Origin of the sequence: Flavobacterium sp. N1736 (assembly GCF_025947065.1) — a bacterium.
Classification (GTDB): Bacteria; Bacteroidota; Bacteroidia; order Flavobacteriales; family Flavobacteriaceae; genus Flavobacterium.
Map to the genome: position 1 here is coordinate 3,627,819 of NZ_CP109994.1, position 24,784 is coordinate 3,652,602.

Sequence of the window (24,784 nt, forward strand, 5' to 3'; positions counted from 1 at the left end):
CCAAATTTTAATACACAATGATTTTTTTCACGGTTCTTTTATCTCCTTCAATAACGGTTACAAAATAAATACCGGCAGAAACATTCTGTAATTGAATATTTTGATTAAAGTTAGACGTTGCTTCAAAAGAGTTGCTATAAACGCTTTTGCCTAGAATATCATGTACAAAAACGGCAATTTTTTTAGTAGAATCACTTTCAAACTGAATGGTAAAGTTTCCTTTATTTGGATTTGGATAAAGAACAAAGACAGCTTTATCAAATTCAGACGTTCCTAACGTATAGTTCTGACTGCAAATATTTATCGAAGCTGAGTTTACTGTTCCGAAACTTCCGGTAACGTCATCACGAACTTTTAGCGACCAGGTACCCTGAGGGTTTTCGCCATTAAAAGCACCTAATACACTAGTTGGAAAAACGATTTGAGTTGTTGTTTTTGCACAATCTAATGCAGCGCCGGAATCGTCAAATTGTAATGACAACGTAGAATCTGTACCTGTACAACCTCTGTAAAACAATTGAACAGCGGTTCCGCTCGGACTTACTATTTGAATTTCTAAATCAGAAAAATTTGCATGTGTTACATTCAAATTGACACTTACATTTGATATCGTAGATGTTGATGAAGTTACATTGATTGTTTTTGTCGTAAAATTGCTTGAATATGGTATGTTGAAAGAACTGCCAAAACCATACAAATTACAAGTTGTTGTTGGCGTATAACCAATCGAGAATGGTTTACTATTTAATGCATAATAAATATTTGTTGTTGGTGCAACCAGAATTCTGCAATTAGCTGCAGTTGCACTTGTTGGCAACACAACCGTTTCAGAACCGTCATTTGGTGTATTCGCTGCTAAAATTATAGGAAATGTCAAACCTCCATCTGTAGATAATTTAATATTTACAGTTGATGATCCCGGCAAAGTATTGGTATTATTTACAGTCCATGTGATTGTTTGATTTGATCCCGGAGCCAAATTTAAACTCGCAGTGTTTTGAGAAGTAACGGCAAACGGTCCTGCAGAAGCAGTAACATTTACAATCATTTCGTCTGTTTTTGTCTGCGCTGTTCCTAAAGCTGCATTATCTCTGCCTGTCAAAGTAAAATGCAATGTTCTTGGTATAGACGAAACCGATTCCCAAATTGTAGATAATCTATTTTGAAGTACAGTACTATAACTTGGCATATATCGAACCGGCGAACTGTTAGGAACTACTGATCTGAACAACGGTCCATCCGGTTTAGTTGGATATGCAGTACTATTTTGGTTTGAAGTTGTTGTTGCATTGTCATTTTCCTCCCAGTTGTATGTAACCGTATCGCCTTCCGGATCAGAACCTGATCCCGTTAAAATAAAAGCGGTACTAATAGGAATTGTATAATCTGGACCTGCACTTATCACCGGTGGATTATTTGTTAAAGTGGTACTTACCGGACAGCTCTTTCCTGCAAGATTGTTCTGAATTTCTAAAATACTGGCATAGGCAAAATAATCATCAGAATTGTTTTGAACATCATAATTTGTTATTCCGGCATACCCCATAATTGTAGAACCGCTTCCTGGCTCGACATTCACGTTTGTTCGTTCTCCCCCATTATATGAAAAAGTATGACTTGCGCCCAACTGATGCCCTATTTCATGAACGACAAAATCAATATCAAAAGTATCTCCTTCCGGTTTTCCATCTGCCGGCGAAGTATAAGCACTTCCCTTTTCTGAATTTACACAAACACAACCAATACAATTTGCATTTCCTCCTCCGCCTGTAGCCCCAAATAAATGACCTATATCATAATTAGCTTCTCCAATTACGCTGGTTAAAGTAGACTGTACTTCTGTACTCCATTTATCTCCCGCAAGTGATGCATTAGAATAAGGATCTGTTGCAGCATTTGTATAAATTACGGCATCATTGTTTGCTATTAAAATCAATTTTACAGCCAAATCTTTATTCAAAATTCCGTTAACTCTTGTCAGGGTTGCATTCATTGCAGCAAGCGCACCTGCTTTTGTGCCTCCAAAATAAGCCGTGTATTCTCCTGTACAAGACAACGCCAAACGCATTGTTTTAAATACTTTTGCGCTCGAAGCGACTGTTGCATTTTTTGCAGCAATATTTTTGTTTACAGCAACATCATCTGTTTTACAAATTAGTTTGGACTTTGCTGTTTTATTAGAAGTAAACAAAACATATTCCGATTTATCATCGGGATTTTGTTCGATAAATTCAGTTGCTTTATCGGCACGAATTACCATTGTTTGTGTACCGTTTGGCGAAACGCTAAAATGTATTTTTGCCGATTTATCATCTAAACCGCGACCTTCATAAGATCTAATTTCAGGATATTTTGCCTGTAATTCAGGTTCAAAATTAGAGGATTCCCAAACAGAAAATTTTTCTAAAACACCTTCTGAATTAGGAATTGTAATTTCTGAAGTAGTACTATTGGAGTTTTTATTGGTTGTTGATGCAAGTTTTGCTTTCAAAAAATCCGAATTTAATTTAAAGTACAATTTATTCGAATCATCGGAAATTATCCTTTTACCAGAAATTGAACCGGAACTTCTTTGCCATAAATCATCATTTTGAGCATGAATTTGGACACAACAAAATATAAGTAATAAAAAAAGTAGCTGTTTATTCATTCTCAAGGGGTTTAGAAAAATCAAAATTAAGAGAATTAAATTAATTTCTTACATATATACGACAATTAATGGTTTTTTATCGACGAGTGAGCCAATTATCACAAAAAGTGACTTACTGATTTTAAAAAATCAATTGAGCATAGTATCAAATTTGAAATAGATAACATAAATTTGCACCATCTTAAACAATTTGCTTTGAAGCTCTTTCATTCTATAAACGATTTTCAATCGACCAAGAAAACTATTTTAACTCTTGGTACCTTTGATGGCGTACATATTGGTCACAAAAAAATTTTAGAACGAATTACCCAAAATACTGAAAACGGAAAATACGAAAGTTTAGTGCTTACTTTTTTTCCGCATCCGCGAATGGTTTTACAGGAAAAATCAGAAATAAAACTTCTAAATACTATTTCTGAAAAATCTAAATTACTGGAAGAAACCGGAATAGAGAATCTTGTTATTCATCCATTTAACGAAAGTTTCTCCAGATTAACCGCCGAAGAATTTGTGAGCACTATTCTGGTTGATCAATTTCATATTCAAAAAATAATTATTGGGCACGATCACCGTTTTGGAAGAAACAGAACTGCCAACATTGACGATTTAATTGCTTTTGGTACTGAATATGGTTTTGAAGTCGAGCAAATTTCGGCACAGGAAATTCAGGATGTTTCTGTAAGTTCGACCAAAATAAGAAAAGCTTTGGATGAAGGAAATATAGCTTTGGCAAATGATTATCTGGGTTATGCTTATTTTTTAAGCGGCGAAGTTGTAAAAGGCAAACAATTAGGAAGAACAATTGGTTTCCCGACAGCGAACATTCAAATTGAAGAGGATTATAAAAAAATCCCTAAAAACGGGGTTTATATCGTTAAAACTTTCATTGACAATAAAGTCGTTTTTGGAATGATGAATATTGGTTTTAACCCAACGGTAAATGGTCAAAAGCAAACTATTGAAGTCAATCTTTTTGATTTTGATGCTGATATTTACGGTCAAAAACTAGAAATCTCTTTGTTGGAATATATTCGTGAAGAACAAAAATTTGGTTCTGTAGATTTGCTAAAAGAGCAATTAAATCGCGATAAAAAAACTGCTTTAGATTTTGTGAGCAAGCTTTAAAAAAATCGTTATTCATTTAATGAAAATTGATAACGTGCGGTTTGTCATTTCGAGGAACGAGAAATCACACCAGAAACTCCGTTCCTAAAAGCAACCAATCTTTGTCGAATTACAAGTGTGATTTCTCGTTCCTCGAAATGACATTACCCGCAGGACTCACCTTTTCAAAACATCTATATTTCTATATATACTTTTCATCATTTTTAAATCATCGTACTTATTTTTTTAGTAAATTTGATATACAACTCTGTTTGTCAATCATTTACTATTAACTTCTTTAAAAATAACCATTATGAAATTACCTAAAGAAATTACCAACGGTTTTTTAATTTTCCTGGGAATTGGCATTTATTTTTTATTGATGAATCTATTAGGTTTTGCTGATTTATTCTATCTGCGTACCCTGAATGTGTTTTTTATATTTTATGGGGTAAACAGAACCATGCAAATGAATCTGCATGAAGGCGAAACTAATTTTGTATCAAATGCAGTTTCGGCAATGACAACTTCTGTTGTTGGTGTCTCAATGAGCGTTTTTGGATTATTAGTTTACAGTTACGCACGAGGTGGTGACGCTTACGTAAAAACACTTTCTGAAGCTTTTATGTTTGGAGGAAATCCATCAGTACCTACTTATTGCATTTGTTTGCTTTTTGAAGGACTTGCATCATCTGTTATAGTAACTTTAATGATGATGTTGTACTGGAACAATAAATATGCAGCGGATTAATTTTTTTAAATAAAACATATCATTTAACACTCTAAAATCATAAAAAGATATAATTATATGATTTTAGAGTGTTTCTTTTTTGAAAATAACTATCAATTGTTTATTTACAGAATTCATCATTGGTTGATTAGAACAATTTCGTTACTTTTGAAGCTTCAAAAACAATGTACCTAATGAGTATTACAAAACACAACTGGACAAAAGACGAGATAATCGCCATATATAATAAACCAATGATGGATTTGCTGTATGAAGCAGCAACAATTCACAGACAAAAACATGATCCGAACGTAGTTCAGGTATCGACATTACTATCTATTAAAACCGGTGGCTGTCCTGAAGATTGTGGTTATTGCCCACAAGCTGCACGTTACAACACAGGCGTTGAAGGAAACGACTTAATGAGTGTAAGTCAGGTAAAAGCACAGGCTTTGCGTGCAAAATCAAGCGGATCTTCTCGTGTTTGTATGGGAGCTGCCTGGAGAAATGTAAAAGACGGTGAAGAATTTGATCAGGTTTTAGAGATGGTTCGTACCATTAATAAACTGGATATGGAGGTTTGCTGTACTTTGGGTATGATTACCGAAAATCAGGCGCAGCGTTTAGCAGAAGCAGGTTTATATGCTTACAATCACAATTTAGATACTTCTGAGGAATATTATAAAGACGTAATTTCTACACGTGGTTTCGAAGATCGTTTACAAACTATCGAAAATGTTCGTAAAACGAATGTTACGGTTTGCAGCGGTGGAATTATTGGAATGGGAGAAAGTATCGAAGACAGAGCCGGAATGCTTGTTGCGCTTTCTACTTTAAATCCTCAACCTGAATCTGTGCCAATTAATGCTTTGGTTGCTGTTGAAGGAACTCCGATGGAAGAAGAAAAACCGGTTGAAATCTGGGAAATGATTCGTATGGTGGCAACGACAAGAATTGTTATGCCGGATACTCAAGTTCGTTTATCTGCAGGAAGAACAAATATGAGCCGTGAAGGTCAGGCAATGTGCTTTTTTGCCGGTGCAAATTCTATTTTTGCCGGAGATAAATTGCTTACTACGCCAAATCCGGATGTACACGAAGACATGAAAATGTTTGAAATGTTAGGATTGATTCCGCAAAAACCATTCGTAAAAGTTTCGCAGCCAAAAACTGTTGAAGCAGAAGATTCTCAATTTGCTCCTTTGGGTGAAAAACCAAAATGGTCAAGACCGGGACATACAATTGAAAGAAACCTTGAAGCTTCGATCAAAGCAAAAATTTAAGTTTTAGAGTTAATAAATCTCAAAAAATATTTTTAAATTGCTTATAACAAGTGTTATAAGCAATTTTTTTATTTAAAATGAGATGAATTTAAAACAAATCGAAAGGGTAAAAAAGATCTCAAAAGCGGATTTTATTTCCCTATACGTAAAAAATCAAATTCCCGTTGTTATTGAAGAACTGACCGAAGAATGGCCGGCTTATTCAAAATGGAAATTATCCTATATGAAAGAAATCGCAGGCGATGCCGTTGTTCCTTTATACGATGACAGGCCCGTAAATCATGAAGATGGCTTTAATGAAGCGCATACTAAAATGAAAATGAGCGATTACATTGATCTTTTAGAATCTAAACCCACAAACTATCGCATATTTCTTTATAATTTAATGAAGGAAGTGCCAACCTTAAAAAACGACTTTCTATGGCCGGATATTGGGTTAAAGTTAGTCAAGCAAATGCCGATGCTGTTTTTTGGAGGTGAAAATTCAAGAGTTTTCATGCATTATGATATTGATTATTCTAATATTCTGCATTTTCATTTTCATGGTCAAAAACAATGTATGCTTTTTGCACCCAATCAGTCGAAGTATATGTATAAAGTGCCGCATGCTTTAATTTCCAGGGAAGATATTGATTTTGATAATCCCGATTATGAAAAATGGCCGGCTCTTAAAAATGCAGAAGGATATATCACCAACCTCAAACATGGTGAAGTTTTATATATGCCGGAAGGATATTGGCATTATATGAAATATCTGACTCCGGGATTTTCTATGAGTTTGCGCGCTTTTCCAAAAAATATTACCAACTTATCAAAAGCCGCTTATAATGTTTTTATTATGCGCTATTTTGATATTATGATGCGAAAGTTTAAAGGGCAAAAATGGATCGATTATAAAAACAAAAAAGCGGTTGAAAACACCAATGAAAACTTAGCAAAATCTGCTTAGTAAAACAAAAAGCCTTTGGAGAATTATAGATTTACAAAGGCTTTTTGTCTTCTTTATACTTTCTTTTTATCTTAAAATATAATCTTATTTGTTGCTATATATCCATTCGTTAAAATTGTTTTTACGATTAAAACCTGATTTGTTACTGGCATATTTATTTCTAATACAGCTGTTTCGACTTTCTTTTTGTTGTAAATAGTTTTTCCGGAAATATCATAAATAATTACTTCCTGAATATTTTCTTTTACTGAATCTAATCTAATGACTTTGTTTTTTACGGATACGAAAAAAGTCTTTTCAAGATCTTCTAAATCTCTTGTTTCTAATAATGCATTCGTATATCGCAATACAAATCGTTCTGCAAATATTCCTTTTGAAGTTGTGAACGAATAATCACTTGCTTTTAAATCATGTATTGTATTTGTTATTTTATCTTCTAAATAAACAGATTGATTGTTTAAATTTCCATCAACATGATCTATCGCAATCGTGAAATTTCCGGCAATTGTGGTACGATAACCTAAAGGAATTGTATCGTTGCTGCTAAATGGCAAACTCCGCCCTTGAATGACCAAATTTTTAGTATCATTTATACTATAGAAATCAACATATTGATTTGCGTTTACAGATTCTGCATCATAATTTTCATCATACAAATTCGTTGCTCCATTTATATATCCTAATAAAATCTGCTTAAAAATGCCTTCATTATTTTTAAGGTTTAACCAAATCCGATGTTTTCCTGTAAAATTTTCATTTGCTTTTACTGGTTTAAAAAAAGCAGCATTTTGTCCCGAAATACGCATACTATTATCAAATTCGACAATTTCTGAATTTTTATTTGCCACAAAAAATGCTTGTCCGGAAGCAATAGTTCCATCAGGAATAATTTGATCATTAATTCCGGATGATAATGCTTTTGTGCCAACGCCGCCAAGTAAATTGTAAACAGCGTAATCATCAGAGACATATTTATTATTTGCAAATGGTGTATTATGTGTCCAGAAATATAATGTTCCTGAAATATTTGCAGCATTTTTTGTCAAAAAAACATCGGCGTTGATGGCTGAAGGATAAGGATTCCCAATTAAATTGAAACCATTTCGTTTTCCAAATGCTACAGTAACTTTTCCGTTTGTTGGAATACCTTTAAATGTGGCTTCATATTTTAAGGGATTGGTTACCGAAAAATCCTGTGGACCGCGAATAATATATCCTTTTCCGGAAACCATTATATTTGATGTACTTTCTTGTTTCCAACTGTTTGATATTGCATTATAGGAGAAAAATTTATCTGATAATGTATTGGGCGAAACATCTATTAATTTTTGATTCTGAACAGGAGACGACCAATAGGTGTAATCAAATTTTAATATTGGCGACGATTTTCTTTTGACCTTAACGGTTCCTGTATTTACAATTTCATCGTCTTGTTGATATAAACTCGCCCCATCTTCTAAAATCAAAGTTCCTGAACCGGAATAATCGAATTCAATTTTTAACGTATTTCCACTTAAAAGTGTCACCGTTTTTCCTTCATCAATATGACAGCTGCAAATATCTGAAGTCGTTAAGTTTGAGTAATTATCCTGAAAATAAACCTCTTTTCCTCCTGACGGAAAACCATTAGACCAAGAAATACCATTCCAAATTGTTGCATCTAAACAAAGTTTTAGGCGCGCAATTCTGTGTTTGGATATTCCTGAAACTGAATTAAAGTCGCCGCCTGTCATTAATTTAAAATCTGCAGTAAAAGCTATCGTGAAAAGCTTGTTGTTTAAAGGAGCATCAAAAGAAGTATCATAATCTCCTGTTTTTAGCAATCGAATTAAGCGTAAAGAAGTGAAATTTTTATACGTTCCTGAAAAGGTTCCGCCAACTAAAATACGATCGTCCGGCTGGACTAAAATACTTCGAACATCACCTTTGTTAAAACCTGTGCCGGAATCAAAAGCAGTATCTAAACTTCCGTTAGTATTTAACCGAACGATTCGTTTTTGTGAAGTTCCATTATAAACTAAAAAATTACCTCCTGCTATAATTTTTCCGTCAGATTGTAATGCTATGGCATAAATATATTTATCGAAACCTGTTCCTATATTAAAACCTGAATCTATACTTCCGTCGGTATTCAACCGAACCAATCTTGCAATCGGATTTCCGTTAAAACTATTAAATCTGCCGCCAACTAAAATTTTTCCGTCAGGCTGAATCAAAACGGTTTCGATAATACCATCTGCTCCGCGTCCAATATTAAAACTCGCATCGCGGGTTCCGTCAGGAAATAATCTCACAATTCGAAGTTGTGAATTAGCAGCGCCATTATAATTCGTAAAATTTCCTGCTGCAATTATTTTACCGTCTGCTTGAATTGCCATCGCGTAAACCTGACTATTAAAACCGGAACCTATATTAAATGAAGCATCAACTGCTCCGTCAGCTAAAATCCTGATGATGCGATTGCAATTTGTTTCATTGTATTTTGTGAAATTTCCCCCGAGAATAATTTTTCCGTCAGTTTGTAAAAGGGCACTTTTAATTAAATTATTAGCGCCTGAATTTGCCGGATTAAAACTGTCATCATAAGTTCCATCTTCTAAAAGCCGAACAATTCGTGAAGCGGGCTCGTTATTAAATTTTTTAAAACTGCCAAATACCATTGTTTTTTTGTTTGCCAATGGAAGTACTTTAAGAACGGAGTTATCGAAACCAATTCCTGCCGATAAATAACTTGTATCGTATTCTCCTTCGGGATTAATCTTTGCTAACCTACCTTGATTTAAACCATCAAAAGCCGAAAATGATCCTCCAATGTACCAAGATCCTTCTGTATCTTTTTCTAATGCTAAAACAGATGCAGATGCTGGTCCTGAACCAAAATCTAAATCAGTTTTTATAGTTCCGTTTGAATTTAAAAAACATATTCGATTGACCTCAATTCCATTATAAAAACCGGTGAAAGATCCGGCCACCATAATATTTCCTGCAAGATCTGTTTTTATAACCTGAACTGCATCTCCACTAAATCCTGATCCGGATAAAAAAGCGGTATCTAAAGTTCCATCTTCATTAATTCGGATAATTCTGTTCGCCGGAATTTCATTATAACTTGTAAACTTTCCTCCCAGCAAAATCTTACCGTTTGACTGGACTAACATCGCATTTACATCATCGTTAAATCCTGTTCCAATGTTAAAGCTTGTATCAATGTTTCCGTCTGGATGCAAGCGAATTATTTTATGAGAATCAACGCCATTAAATTTGATAAAATTTCCAGCCAATACTATTTTTCCGTTAGGTAAAACCTCAACATTTGTAATATTTGAAGGTGATCCAATTCCTGTATTAAAAGTGGTATCAAGTGCTCCATTTGGCAAAATGCGTGCAATCCTGTTTACTGTAACGCCATTGTATTTTGTAAAACTGCCAACAATTATAATTTTCCCATCAACCTGTTCGCAAACATCATAAATAATTCCGGTTGTTGCTCCAATACTGGTATTAAATGCCGCATTATATGAACCATCGGGATTTAGTCTGATAAGTCTGCCAACCGTATTTCCGTTATAGGATGTAAAACTTCCTCCAACAATTATTTTTCCATCGGCTTGAATGTGCGAAGTATAAACTTTGCCATTAAACCCGGTTCCTGTATGAAAGTTTGCATCAATTACGCCTTCTGGATTTAATCGGGTAAAATAAGGAGAAGCTATTCCGTTAAGATTTAAATAGTCGCCGCCAACAATCAGATTTTGATCTGATTCAATCGATAAAGTTCGAACTATATTGTCAAAGCCGTCTCCAAATAATCCGTCGTCGAGTGTATTGAATGTTGTATCAACTTTGCCTTGTTGTGCTGAAAGTTCGGCACTTATAAAGAGTAAGATCAGAACTATTGAAAAGAGTATTTTTTTTATCAAAATGGGAATAAATCTAGTTGTGATTGTTTTGTAAGAATCGGACTAAATTTATAATTCGTTTTAGAATCCTGCAATACCCACTTACCGTGATTTTTTGATTATTTTTCAGGGTGATTTAAAACAAAAAAGACGCACTATTTGTGCGTCTTTTAAAAGTAATTTTATGTTTTCTACTAATTAAAAATAATCTTTTTAGTAGTTGTAAAGTCATTATCAAGAGTCACTTTTACTAAGAGTACCTGATTTGATGACTGCAGGTTTTGGATTTGAAGTTCGCTTGTTCCCACTTTCTTTTTGCTGTAAATCAGTTTTCCTGTTACATCAAAAATCGTTACTTCCTTAATATTTTCTTTTGAAGAAGTTACTTTGACTGTTTTGTCTTTTACCGAAACCAGAAGACCATTTTCTACATTTTCAAAATCTCCTGTTCCAAGTGTTTTGTTGGTATAACGCAATACAAGACGATCGGCAAAAGTTCCCGCTTCGGTTGTAAAGGTGTACTTACCTGTTTTTAGATTATAAATGGTGTTGGTTTTTTTGTCTTCTATATAAATGTTCTGACTCGTTAAATCACCGTCTGCTTCATCAATCGAAATGGTGAAATCTCCAGCAATGGTAGTGCGGTATCCAAGAGGAACCAAATCAGTATCTTCAAAAGGCAATGCACGCGCCTGAATTACGTAGTTATTGCCATTGGCAACGCTATAGAAATCAAGGTATGGATTGGCATCAAAACTTACCCCGTCGTATCTTTTCTCGTATTCGTTGGTTGCGCCTGCCACATACCCTACCAGCATTTGCTTGAAAGCACCTCCTGCATTGGTCATGTTTAACCACACGCGGTGTTTTTCATCGCTTTGTGCTGATTTAAAAAACTGGCTGTTATTGGCTGCCCCAAGTCTCATACCGTTGTTAAAGGTAACGGTTCCGGCAGTTGTTGCACTTATAAAAAAGGATTGTCCCGCACCTACGTTTCCTGATGGTTTGGCGTTGTTGTTTCCCGGAATGCTTCCGCTAAGGGCAGATTCACTTGTAGCCACACCTCCGGTTAAATTATAACTCGCATAATCGGTTGAGCTGTATTGATAAGCTCCTGATAAAACCACAGGTGTATTATGGGTCCAGAAATAAAGCGTTCCGTCTAAAAACAGGTTGTCATCTAAAAATTTCTTGGCATTCAAAGCTGACGGATATGGATTTCCTACCAAATAGTATTTGCCTGCCGTCATGGTCTCTCCTGTTATGATACCGTTGTTTGGCACACCAATAAAGGGAGCCGTATAATCTGCTTTTACTGTTGTTGAATAGGTTTGCGGACCACGAATGATATATCCTTTTCCAACCACCATATTGTTGTTTCTGTTGGTTGATACCCAGTTATCGCCATTAAAGCCAAAATATTTATCTGACAAGGTTAATGGGGAAACATCAATAAGTTTTTGTGGGCTTACCGGTGTTGACCAGTAGGTGAAATCGGCGCGGCGTATCTGCGCAGTGATACGGTTATAGGTTATCTTTCCTGAATTGACACCGTTGTTGTTTACCTGAACCAGACTTGAGTGGTTGTCAAATGTTAATGATGCCGTTGGTGTAACGGTAAGTCCGTTTACGATATTTAACGTACGGTTTGAAGGTACTGTTATGGCTATTCCCGGATTAATGGTAAGTGAACAGGCATTTAAATCTGCCGATACGGTAAAAGGCCCCGCAATAATAGCTGCCTTTGTGGTATCAGGTATACCATTTGACCAAACTGAACCATTCCAGGTTGTTGAGGATTGGTCGGTGATGACAACGTTTGCCGAAGATGGCGATTTACAGCCTGCACTATTTGTTACTCTAAATGTATATGTTCCTACAGCTAATCCGGTAACGGTATAACTTGTTCCTGAACCTGTAGTTGTAATTAAACCGGGACTTCTTTCTAGTGTCCATGCTCCTGAAGGAAGATCCGTTAAGGTTACGCTTCCTAAAGTACTACAAGTTACTGGAGTTGGAGTTCCAACAGTTGGAGGTGTTAATAAAACAGTTGTAGTTGCAATATTATCATTGTTTGTTTGTCCCGAAATATCTTCCACTATATTTAATGAAGGATCTTTTCCGGTAACTTTTGCTGAATTAACAACTCGTCCGGCAGCTACATCTGCAGCTGTAATTGTATAAGTTCCGGTTAATGTTGCTTTGTCTCCGGGTGCTAAATAAGCAATCGGGTTTCCGGTAATAGTTGGTACTAACGGATCTGTAACCTGAATATCAGTTATTGGCACGTCTCTGGTGTTGGTAACTTCAAAAGTATAATTGATTTTATCGCCTAATTTTCCACAAGATGCCATTGAAGCTTTTTTAACAAGACTTAGTTCTGCAATTTTTAATGAGTTAGCATTAAAAGCAATAAAAGCACAATCTGAACTACCCGAAAAAGTAACTACAAAACGATCTACTTGGGCAGCATTACTGGCGTTAATGCCAAATGCGCTTGCTTCAATTCCTAACATTCGAATATCTCTGGTTGATGCAGGTGTAAAACCGACAGTACCATTATCTGCTCTAAATAAATCAAGGCTATAAGTACCTATTGCTGCAACAGCGTCAAATTTTATTGATAAAATACTTCCTACCGTGTTTCCCGACGCATCTACAAATTTGAAAGTGTCGTATTGGTTTCCCGGATCTGCCACCTGAGTTACAATTATGTCTGGAATATTATCATTTAAACCCGCAATATTTATGTTATTGGTTCCAATTTTAAATTCGGCTACACCTGCTTTTATATTTGCTATACCTGTTCCAATACTCAAACCATTGGTTCCATCAGTAAGTCTGGAAGCAAGCTCAGCGCCTGTAGAAGTTGTTCCTGTTAACGGAGGACGTAAAGATGCTGTAGAAGCTGATTCGTCTATCATTGAACCCTGCAAGTAATACATGCTTGTATCTAATCCTAAGGTTTGAATTTTTAATGCTCTAAATTTTTGAGCGTTAAAAGTTACTCCATGAGTAGTTAGCGCATTATCATTAACACCGGTAGAATAAGTTGCTCCATTCCATGAAAATGCTAATAAATTGTTTTCTCTGTCAGGTCGGTTTCCAACACCAGTTACGGCATTTGATGTCCAATATCCATTCCAGTCTGTGTGGATTCTTGTAATTGGAATAATGGTACTTTGGCTGAACATTTTAAAAGAAATCAGGAAAAAAAGTATTCCTAAATTTTTTAAAAATAAAGAACGGGTGGTTAAACGTATTTTTTGGGACATACAATTGTGGTTTGTTACAGGTTGGCAGGCTATTGGTTTAATTAGTACTGTTTTTAAATATTTTATTACATTGGTTATTATCCGAAAAAATCCGGCAACTTTCGCTGTCGGATTTAATACTAAATTTTATACATTATCTAAACATTGATTTTACTGTTTCGACATGGTCATTATCTAAAATTATCTTTACAAAAATGACTTGTTGACTTATACCGAGATTAGTAATTGTTACTTGTGTATCTCCAACTTTTTTCTTCGTATATAATAATTTGCCTGAAATATCATAGATGTAAACGGTATCTATATTTTCTTTGGTTGAGTTTATTGTTATCGTTTTATTTTGAACACCCACTAAAACAGCTTCTTCTTTATTTTCAAAATCTCCTGTACCAAGTGTTTTATTTGTATAACGTAATGCAAAACGCTCATTAAAAGTACCAGCGGCTGTCGTGAATTTATAATCGGTTTTAGATAAATCAGTCATTGTTCCCAATGTTTTATCTTCAAGGAAAATACTTTTGCTTGCTAAATCTCCATCGGCATTATCAATTGCAATTGTAAAATCTCCTTTTATTGTAGATGAATATCCTAACGGAACAATATCGCTATCATCTAATGGAAGCGCACGCCCCTGAATTGCCAGTGTAGTTGTACCGTCATTGATGCTATAGAAATTAATATAAGCATTTTGATTAAAGCTTACTCCATCAAAAGCACTGTCATAACCATTTGTTGCTCCATCAATATATCCTACTAAAGTCTGTTTAAACGCACCTTCGTCATTCGTTAAATTAAGCCATACACGGTGTTTTTCTGTAGCAGTTGTTTTAAAAAACTGAGAGTTTCCTATAATACGCATGCTATTATTAAAGTAAGCGCTTCCGGCAGCTTTTGTAACAGCAAAGAAGGATTGTCCGGCAGCAATTTTTCCTGCTGGTGTATTTGTGTTAGCTCCTCCGTTTTTTGCACTTTCTGCTTTTGAAGTTGCCAATCCGCCTAATCTGTTATAAGAAGCGTAATCATCTGAAGTATATTTGTTGTTTGTGTAAACTGTATTATGTGTCCAGAAATATATAGTACCTTCTAAAAATGAATTATTAACATTTGATAAAAAGGCATTGGCATCTAATGCTGATGGATATGGATTACCAATTAATTGATAAGTATTGGCAGTAAGCGCTTCACCTGTAATAATTCCGTTGTTTGGTACTCCAATGAAGTTTACCGGCTGCTCATAAGTTGTTCCTGTCCAGTAATCTTTTCCGTTAGAATAGGTACTATTTGGTTTCGGTACACGAATAATATATCCTTTTCCGGTTTTCATTGTATTATTGCTGTTTTCAACAACCCAATTCACTCCGCTAAATGACATGTATTTATCACTCAATGTGTTTGGAGATAATGTTTTTAGCTTTTGTCCAACTACCGGTGATGACCAATATGTATAATCAAAGTTTTTCATAGCAGTCGAGATACGTTCTATTTGAAACGAATCAGCAGCTCCGGTATATGTTGCATTATTATTTGTTTCTATTAATGATCCGTTGTTTTTTACAACAAGTTTACCATTTGTGTTTACAACAATACTTTCATTAACTGTTAATGTCATATCTGCCGGTATTGTAAATGTTTTATTAGCAGCAATTGTACATGAACAAACTTCTAAATTACCTGTTAAGGTTAAGTCATTATTAACTGTAATAGATGAACCAGTTGGAATTGTATTGGTAGATCCGTCATAAACAAAAGGTGCATCGATAAAATTAAATGCAACGTTGGCATCTCCTCCATCTTCTCTAAGGCGTACTTCGACTTTAGAGTTTTTATTTAATGGATAAGTCTGACCTCCATTTATTAACGAAGTTGCATTAGTGTAACCATTTTGGGTAAATATTTTTGTGCCATCAATATAAATTTCAGCAACATCATCACAGTTTACCAATTGTATTTGATAACGTCCACAAGGAAAACCCTGACGTTTATAAGTAATAGTATATTGATCTACGCCTATTGGAGCTCCTTGCCAACCTGCATAATATGAAGGCGATTTAGTTTTATTCCAAAATGCCTGTGTGTTAATGTTTGGGTTTGTGTCTACATAATATCCGGCGTAGCTTGCAGGCGGAAGTGAAAGATCTGCTAATGAAAAACCGTAAACATTCCATTTATTATCTCCGTAAGGAAATGTAGTATCTCCTTTTATTGCTCCGTATGAAAACGATAATCTTGAACCTCCTGCATTTTCATAATATTCTAAAATAAAATTATGAGTTCCGGCAGTTAAGCTGTATTGAGCCGCATAAGTAAAATAACTATGATCACTCCATGAATTTGTTGGTGTTGTAGTAACCAAAACTCCATCAATATATAATCGAATACCATCGTCACTTCCAATAGTAAAATTGTAAGTTTCAGTTGTTGCTACAGTAGTTTGCATTAAATAGCGAACAAGAAATTTATCACTTGGTGCAGTTCCACAAAAATTATTTGCTTCTACCGTTGTGTCTCCTGTAATGGTACCCTGATCAATATTTCGGTCAAAAATTGCTTTTTCGGCAATTGATCCTACGTAAGTTGTTGCCGCAGGAGTATTTCCTGTATACGTATAAACAAAACCTTTCCAGTAATTAATTCCCGCAGTTGGTGTAGCCGCACAAATAGGCGCGGTTCCATTTACATTTACAGTTGCAGAGGAGTAATTTGAATTTGCATTACGAAGTGTGTACGTAAATGATGCTGCCCCTGTAAAATTACTTGCAGGCGTAAAAGTGATATTTGTTGTGCCGTTTACCGTTACAGTTCCGTTTGAAGGCTGTGTTACAGTAATAGCTTGTAAGGCAGAACCTCCAATCACATCATTTGTCAAAATTGGAATTACAACAGCTACGTTACTTGGCGTTGAAATAGCATCATCATTAGCCGTTAACGTATTAACGTCTTTTACAGTTCCTGTTATAGCAGGTCCTTCACTATTACCATTTCCGTTTTTTATTTCGAAAGTGTTATTAGTGTTATAAACATAGAATCGTATATACACCGTTTCATTAGAAAGAACCGGATTAATATCTGAAGCTAAAGTATTTGTCAAAGTAGTCCATGATGTAGCACTTGTTGTTTCAGCAATCAAAACCTTAACTCCTGTTACAAAATTTACGTCTTTAGAATATCTAACCTGAAATTTTTGACTTCCTGCTCCTCTGTAGGTAAAATTAAATTGTTTAAGATTTAATTGATGATTGGAGTCAGGACTTATTTTAAATTGAATGTATTTATTAAGATCTAAACTTCCACCGTTTTGTTGTGGAGTTGGCCAGCTTCCTGTTTGAAAAAAAGCTGTAGTCGTATTTTGATATTGATAACTTAATGAAGCTCCAACTGTTGTTACTGGCGCATTAGAGTTAACATAAGCATTTGTAACGGGATTATAACTATTTGAAGCTCCGTTCCAAAGAGACAAAGTATCATCTGTATTGTCTGAAACAGTTACTTTTACCGTTGCCGTTGATGTTTCTGTTGCATTTGATATTGTATAGCTAAATGTTGCAGCACCGGTAAAACCAACTGCCGGATTAAAAGTTATTGTTTTATCAGGGTTAATAATTGCAGATCCCATTGCTGCTGTAGGCGGCGTAGAAATTACAAGTGATGTTACATTTGCTTTTTTTACGTCGTTATTTAAAAGATTAATGTTGACACCTAATTCTTTCTTAGTATCGACATAATCATTTACGGCTAAAATTTTTGTGGAATCAAAATTGGTAACTGTTCCCCTTAAAAGAGGCACAACATTGGTAGATTTAGTACCTGTTTTTATTTCAAACGTATTATTGGTGCTATAAGAATAAAATCTGATATAAACGGTTTCGTTATCCAGAACTGGATTTATTTCTGATGAAAAACTTGGGCTATACGTTGTCCATGAACTTGGAGAAGCAGTTGGTGTAATTAAATCTTTAACTCCGGTTGCAAAAGTAGCGTCTTTAGAATACTTAACTCTAAACTTTCCAGATCCCGATCTGCATTCAAAAGTAAATGTACTTAGATCGGTTTTATAGCCTGTATTGGGTTTTATTGCAAACTGAACATATTTTGCCGGATTATACTCACCTCCATTATCGGCTGGAGTTGGCCAGCTTCCTGATTGAAAAAATACGTTATCATCGTTATTATAAACATAGGCTAAACTTGCGCCATTTGATGTTATATTTTGACCAGCAACTGTGCTGACAATATTTGTTGGAGTTGATCTGTTACTGCTTGATGCTGCATCCCATTTTAACAGGTCAATTTGACTAAAACCAAAAAAGGGTAAAAGTAAAAATAAAAGTAAAGTTTTTTTCATGTTAAATGTTTTCTATCAGGTTGTTATGCTGGCATAATAAAATTGACCGAGCAAAGATAGATACATCTACGTGTTAGTATTATATGGGGTTTTCAGAAGAGCTATATAATCGATGAAATGTTAAAATAGTCGATGAAATACATCAAAAAAATTGACATTTTGTGTTATTTCTTATAAAACGTTAAAGTTAAAAATAAGAAAAATCGCTAATATATGACTAAATTTCATATTTTTTTTGGGCTAATTATCAAAAAAACGTCTGATATGGTGAATTATCTGCAAAATAATGATTTTCTGACATTTAGCAGAATTATGGAAATTATAGGTTTTTTTTGATTTTTAGATACAGCGTGAAAGCGATTTTACGCACAACTTTTTTTAAGTTAAAATTGATCCGGATTTTGTTCCAATTCTTTCATTTTATCATAAACCAAATTACTTTCATATCCTCTTCGTAACAAATAATCACAAAATTTCTTTCTCTTTTTTAAGCTGTTTTTTTCGTGTATACTTTCCCAGCATCTTTCAGAAAGTTGATCAAAAGTATTTTGATATTCTTCGGCAGAAATTTCTTTTAATGCCAGCTTAATATTTGTTGCTGAAATTTGTCTGGATTTCAACTCATTTGTAATTCTGATTTTACCCCAATGTTTAATCCGATGTTTTCCTCTGGCAAAACTGCAAGCAAATCGGGTTTCATTTAAAAAATTCTGCTCAATCAAATGCACAATAACCGCGTCCATTTCATCAGAAGTCATTTTAAAATCATACAGCTTCGAAGTTACTTCGGCGTGACAACGCTCCTGATAGGCACAAAAGTGTTCTAATTTTTGTATTGCTTCTTTGATTGTCATGGGTTTACGGGGAAAAATATAATAAGAAAATATTATTGATTGTTTATGAAAAATAAGAATTTACAACTAAAAAGGTAATTTTTTAAGAAAACAAAGATAGAAAATTTCTAATTACATAATTTTTGTAAGTAAAGTTTACTTTTATTTACGCAAATAGCTTTATTTCAGTAACTTAGAGATAGTACATTTTTAAGAAAAAAGATACATCGTTATTTATTCCTTAAATCGATGCTTTTTTTCCTTAAAGATAGTGCAAGTAAATTATTGTTATACTCTTAAATACCACTATTATGAGGCTAAAACTATCTTTATTACTATCTATTATTTCTATTTCTTTATGGGCTCAACCACCGCACACATTTACATCTAATGGTTCATTAATCGTTCCTGCAGGAATTACTAGCATGGCAATTCAGGCATGGGGTGCCGGAGGTGCCGGAGGTGCGGCTGCTCAGCCAGGACTTTTGACAGGAAGTTCTGGTGCTGGTGGAGGGGGTGGTGCATATGCTGCAGGTAATATTACTGTAGTACCCGGCGCAACAATAAACGCAGTTGTTGGAGGAACAGTAGCGGGCTCAACCTCAAACGGAGGAAATGGTGCAGCTTCTACAATCTTAGGTTTTGAAAATATAGTCGCTGCAGCCGGAGGTTTTGGTGGTGCAGCAAACCCAGGGACAGGAACACCTGTAGGCGGTCTCGGCGGACAAGCCTCCGCCTCATTTGGAACTACTAAAACATCAGGATCAAACGGCGGAAACGGAGCCACTGTATTATTGAGCGCTCTGTTTACATCCGGCGCAGGAGGAAACGCAGCAAATACTGCAGGGGGTGGCGGAACAGGTGGTGCTTCTATTACAAGCATAATTGGTGGCGTTACCAGTCCGGGAAATGCGGGAAATCCAGCAGGAGGTGGTGGAAGTGGCGCTATGAATGGTAATGTAACAACTACTCAGCCTGGAGGTGCAGGAGCTCATGGTCAGGTAATTGTTACTTATACATGTCCTACTTATAGTATCACGGGAAATTCTGCAACAGTTGCTTGTGTTACATCAGGTACTTCAACTATAACGTTGACATCATCGGCTACGTCATTGCCTGTTGGTGTTTATACAGTAACTTACAATCGTACTAATCCAACCGGAACAGCTTTAACTGCACCAATGACGGTTACAACAGCAGGCACAGGAACTTTTGACGTTTCAGGATTAACAACTGTAGGGAATAGTTCTATAACAATTACTTCATTAAAATCTGGCGTTTGTGTATCTTCTATATCGACAAATAATGTTGCAAGTGTAACAGTAGCTCCTATTTCTGATGGAGGATCTGTAACAGGCGGTACAACAATTTGTAGCGGTTTTACAAGTGCTTTATTAACTTTAGGAGTACATACCGGAACTGTAGTAAAATGGCAATATTCAGTAAGTCCATTTTCAACATGGACAGATATCACAAATACAGCAACAACATACACTTCGGGAGCACTTACTCAAACAACGCAATTTAGAGCAGTTGTTCAAAGTGGTACATGCGTTTCTGCAAATTCAAATTTCACTACAGTAATTGTAAATCCATTGCCAACAATTACGCTTGGCACCGTGACGCCTGTATGTGCAACGGGCATTGCTCAAAGCACAAATTTGACTTATAGTGCAACCACAAATTCACCAACAACATACAGTATTGTTTGGAATGCTTCGCCTACGAATACTTTTGCAGCGGTTACCAATCAAACTTTAAACGCAAGTCCAATTACAATTGCTGTACCTGCGGGAACTGCAGCCGGAACTTATACCGGGACAATAACCGTAAGAAATGCAAATACGTGTACTTCCAGTCCGGGAGTGAATTTTAATGTGGTTGTAAATCCGCTGCCAACAATTACCCTTGGCACCGTGACACCTGTATGTGCAACGGGCATTGCTCAAAATACAACTTTGACTTATAGTGCGACCACACAAACCCCGACAACTTATAGCATTGTTTGGAATGCTTCTCCCACGAATACTTTTGTAGCAGTTACCAATGCGACTTTAAACGCAAGCCCAATTACGATTGCTGTACCTGGAGGAACCGCGGCGGGAACTTACACCGGAACAATAACGGTAGCAAATGGTAATTCTTGTACTTCAAGTCCGGGAGTGAATTTTAATGTGGTTGTAAATCCGTTGCCAACAATTACGCTTGGCACAGTGACGCCTGTATGTGCAACGGGCATTGCTCAAAGCACAAATTTGACTTATAGTGCAACCACAAATTCACCAACAACATACAGTATTGTTTGGAATGCTTCTCCCACGAATACTTTTGCCGCAGTTACTAATGCGACTTTAAACGCAAGTCCAATTACAATTGCTGTACCTGCGGGAACTGCAGCCGGAACTTATACCGGGACAATAACCGTAAGAAATGCAAATACGTGTACTTCAAGTCCGGGAGTGAATTTTAATGTGGTTGTAAATCCGTTGCCAACAATTACCCTTGGAACGGTTGCACCTGTATGTGCAACGGGCATTGCTCAAAATACAACGTTGGCTTATAGCGCAACCACAAATTCACCAACAACATACAGCATTGTTTGGAACGCTTCTCCCACAAATACTTTCGCAGCGGTTACTAATGCGACTTTAAACGCAAGTCCGATAACAATTGCTGTACCAGCGGGAACTGCAGCCGGAACTTACACCGGAACAATAACCGTAGCAAATGGTAATTCTTGTACTTCAAGCCCGGGAGTGAATTTTAATGTGGTTGTAAATCCGCTGCCAACAATTACCCTTGGAACAGTTGCGCCTGTATGCGCAACGGGCATTGCTCAAAATACAACTTTGACTTATAGTGCGACCACACAAACCCCGACAACTTATAGTATTGTTTGGAATGCTTCTCCCACGAATACTTTTGCAGCAATTACCAATGCGACTTTAAACGCAAGTCCAATTACGATTGCTGTTCCTGCGGGAACTGTGGCGGGAACTTACACCGGAACAATAACCGTAGCAAATGGAAATTCCTGTACTTCAAGTCCGGGAGTGAATTTTAATGTGGTTGTAAATCCGTTGCCAACAATTACGCTTGGCACTGTTACGCCAGTCTGTTCAAGTGCGGGCGCTCAAAATACAACTTTGACTTATACCGCAACCACAAATTCTCCAACAACATACAGTATTGTCTGGAATGCTTCTCCAACGAATACTTTTGTAACCGTAACGGACGCTACATTATCAGCAAGTCCACTTACTATTGCTATACCGGCGGGAACTGCGGCGGGAACTTACACCGGAACATTGACTGTAAAAAATGGTAATTCTTGTACTTCAACAGGTGTTAACTTTAATGTTTTGATAAATGCGTCACCTTCGGCGCCAGTTATTGGAACAATAACGCCGCCCACATGTATGATTCCTACTGGAAGCATTGCTTTAAGCGGATTACCGGTTGGAGGAACATTAACCTTATATCCGGGCGCTATAACAGAGCCATATTCAGGAACAGCGGTTACCATTTCAGGGCTTTCTGCTAATACATACACTTTTATGGTTAGCAATGGAACTTGTACTTCATTAATTTCTACAGATGCGGTAGTGCCGGGATTGATTACAAATACCTATACAACTTCATGGTCTAACGGAACGCCAACACAAGATCAGAATATAGTTTTTGCAGGAAACTTTGTTACCGCAGGCGGAGGCTCTGGAAATATTAGAGCTTGTAGCTGTACTGTAAATCCGGGCGTAAATATCACAATTCAATCTTTTGACACTTTAACGCTAACCAATTCGCTGACAAATAATGGTGGCAGTTTAGTTTTTGAAAATAACTCAAGTTTACTGCAAATTACAAATGCTGTTAATACGGGTGATATTACTTATAAACGAACCAGTACGCCAATTCGTCAAGCCGATTTTATTTATTGGTCTACACCCGTAAGTCCTCAAAGACTTATCGATGTTTCATCCTTGACATTATCAGATAAATATTTTGGCTTTAATGGTGATAGCTGGGTAAATATCAATCGCAACAGCAATATGGTTGTGGGTAAAGGATATATTATTCGCGGTCCTCAAAATTATTCAAATACGACAAAAGTACCTTATCCGGCTTCTTTTATTGGCAAACCAAACAATGGTGATCTTTTTGGAGAAACTGTCGTAGCCGGTAAATATTATCTAATCGGAAATCCTTATCCTTCGGCACTTGACTCAAATCTTTTTTTAGATGCTAATCTTTTTTTAGATGGAACACTATATTTCTGGACACATAATACTCCTGTGGTTTTAGTTGGTGCTTATCAGTATAATTCAGATGATTATGCCAGTTATAACAGGACTGGTAGTGTAGGTACATCTGCCATTAGCGGAAGCGTTCCGGGAAACAACAACAATCCTCCAAGTGGAAAAATTGCTGCCGGACAATCTTTTTTCGCAACAGCTATTAATGCGGGAACAGTAAGCTTTACCAACGCAATGCGATTTGGAGGAATAGACAATACGCAGTTTTTTAAATCAACAAATACATCAGATGCACTAGTAGAAAGACACCGCATATGGCTTAATATGACAAATGACGGCGGAGCTTTCAAACAAATGCTGCTTGGTTATGTTGAAGGAGCCACTAATGAGTATGAAACCAGATATGATGGCGAAACATTCGATGGTAATCCATATCTGGACTTTTACAGTATTGACAATGATAAAAAATATGTAATTCAGGGTCGGGCATTTCCGTTTAATGATGAGGATATAGTCCCGCTAGGTTATAGAAGTACAATTATGGGTGATTTTACAATTTCGATAGATCATGCAGATGGTGATTTAAGCAGTCATGCCATTTATTTAGAAGATAAAGAAACGAACACAATTCATGATTTACAGTCGGGTAATTATACTTTTTCAACATCAACCGGAACTTTTACAGATCGTTTTGTATTACGATTTACAAACAAAACATTAGCAACGGGAGAATTTGAAACAAGTAATAAAAATGTAATGGTTGCTGTTCAAAACAAGATAATTACGGTTACATCTGATACAGAAAAAATAGACACTATTTACGTTTATGATCTTTCAGGTAAAATGATTTATAAAAAGACGAAATTATCAGATACAATTGTTAAAATTGACAATTTAAAGGCAAGTGATCAGGTTTTATTAATCAAGGTAATTTTAGAAACCAATTTAATAAAAACATACAAAATAGTCTACTAGAAAGCAATATTACTGCTAAAAGCCCACTTGTTTAAATGCAAGTGGGCTTTTTTTTGTTGATATAATAAAAAATTGTAGGTATAAAAAGTAGGGTTTTTAAAGCAATGTGATTTTAGTTAACATAAAAAAATGCATTTAGTCGGTAAATGATGTTATTGGTCGAAAAAGTTAATTTTTAAAATAAAACACTTGTAAGAAACTCTTTTTTATGGTTTATTTGGAATAGAATAATCTTAAAAGGAATACTTTATTTTAAAAAGTTCTGATATTTAAATAGTTAACTTTTTTTGAAAGTTGAACTGGTTTTGGTGTATCTATTTTGAAAATTTCATTTGTAAAAAAATGCTTTCAAAATGTTAAAATTTATTTTAACACTAAATAATTAAAACCGTTTAAATCAAAAAATCGTAAGTGGTTAAATATCAGTATTTTATTTTTTTAAAGAAAAACCGAGAATTCCTAGAGATAATAATCACAAATACCACAACGAT

At 35.6% G+C, this 24,784-nt stretch carries 10 protein-coding genes; 5 read left to right on the forward strand and 5 right to left on the reverse strand.

Annotation, left to right across the window (positions count from 1 at the left end):
• Positions 1-7: 7 nt before the first annotated feature.
• Positions 8-2,491: a reprolysin-like metallopeptidase gene (locus tag OLM54_RS15490; RefSeq protein ID WP_264535476.1), complete on the reverse strand. Its 2,484-nt coding sequence runs from the start codon at positions 2,489-2,491 to the stop codon at positions 8-10.
• Between the two features lie 354 nt (positions 2,492-2,845).
• On the opposite strand from OLM54_RS15490, the gene OLM54_RS15495 reads away from it, so the two are divergent.
• The 4 genes from OLM54_RS15495 (at position 2,846) to OLM54_RS15510 (ending at position 6,716) form a co-directional block, all read left to right on the forward strand.
• Entirely contained in the window at positions 2,846-3,775 is a 930-nt protein-coding gene (locus tag OLM54_RS15495; RefSeq protein ID WP_264535477.1) for a bifunctional riboflavin kinase/FAD synthetase, read from the forward strand.
• Positions 3,776-4,067: 292 nt separating this feature from the next.
• Positions 4,068-4,505: a hypothetical protein gene (locus OLM54_RS15500; RefSeq protein WP_264535478.1), complete on the forward strand. Its 438-nt coding sequence runs from the start codon at positions 4,068-4,070 to the stop codon at positions 4,503-4,505.
• 173 nt (positions 4,506-4,678) lie between these two features.
• Positions 4,679-5,767 (forward strand): biotin synthase BioB, encoded by a 1,089-nt coding sequence (gene bioB / locus OLM54_RS15505; protein WP_264535479.1) that lies wholly within the window; start codon positions 4,679-4,681, stop codon positions 5,765-5,767.
• A gap of 82 nt (positions 5,768-5,849) precedes the next feature.
• A complete protein-coding gene (locus OLM54_RS15510) occupies positions 5,850-6,716 on the forward strand; it encodes a cupin-like domain-containing protein (protein WP_264535480.1) in 867 nt (288 codons plus the stop codon).
• A 71-nt stretch (positions 6,717-6,787) separates the two neighbouring features.
• On the opposite strand, the gene OLM54_RS15515 is transcribed toward OLM54_RS15510, so the two are convergent.
• The 4 genes from OLM54_RS15515 to OLM54_RS15530 all read right to left on the reverse strand — a co-directional run bounded on the left by OLM54_RS15515 (position 6,788) and on the right by OLM54_RS15530 (position 19,086).
• Positions 6,788-10,636, reverse strand: coding sequence for a calcium-binding protein (locus OLM54_RS15515; RefSeq protein ID WP_264535481.1), 3,849 nt, complete (start codon positions 10,634-10,636; stop codon positions 6,788-6,790).
• A gap of 173 nt (positions 10,637-10,809) precedes the next feature.
• The gene (locus OLM54_RS15520) at positions 10,810-13,890 is read right to left on the reverse strand and encodes a T9SS sorting signal type C domain-containing protein (RefSeq protein ID WP_264535482.1); all 3,081 of its coding nucleotides are present in this window, start codon (positions 13,888-13,890) and stop codon (positions 10,810-10,812) included.
• Positions 13,891-14,023: 133 nt separating this feature from the next.
• Complete coding sequence (locus OLM54_RS15525; protein ID WP_264535483.1) at positions 14,024-18,232, reverse strand: Ig-like domain-containing protein; 4,209 nt, start codon at positions 18,230-18,232, stop codon at positions 14,024-14,026.
• A 383-nt stretch (positions 18,233-18,615) separates the two neighbouring features.
• Positions 18,616-19,086, reverse strand: coding sequence for a regulatory protein RecX (locus OLM54_RS15530; RefSeq protein ID WP_264535484.1), 471 nt, complete (start codon positions 19,084-19,086; stop codon positions 18,616-18,618).
• Between the two features lie 290 nt (positions 19,087-19,376).
• Between OLM54_RS15530 and OLM54_RS15535 the strand changes: the two genes are divergently transcribed.
• Positions 19,377-24,293 carry a T9SS sorting signal type C domain-containing protein gene (locus OLM54_RS15535; RefSeq protein ID WP_264535485.1) on the forward strand — a complete coding sequence of 1,639 codons (4,917 nt, stop codon included), beginning with the start codon at positions 19,377-19,379 and terminating at the stop codon, positions 24,291-24,293.
• The last annotated feature ends 491 nt before the right edge of the window (positions 24,294-24,784 follow it).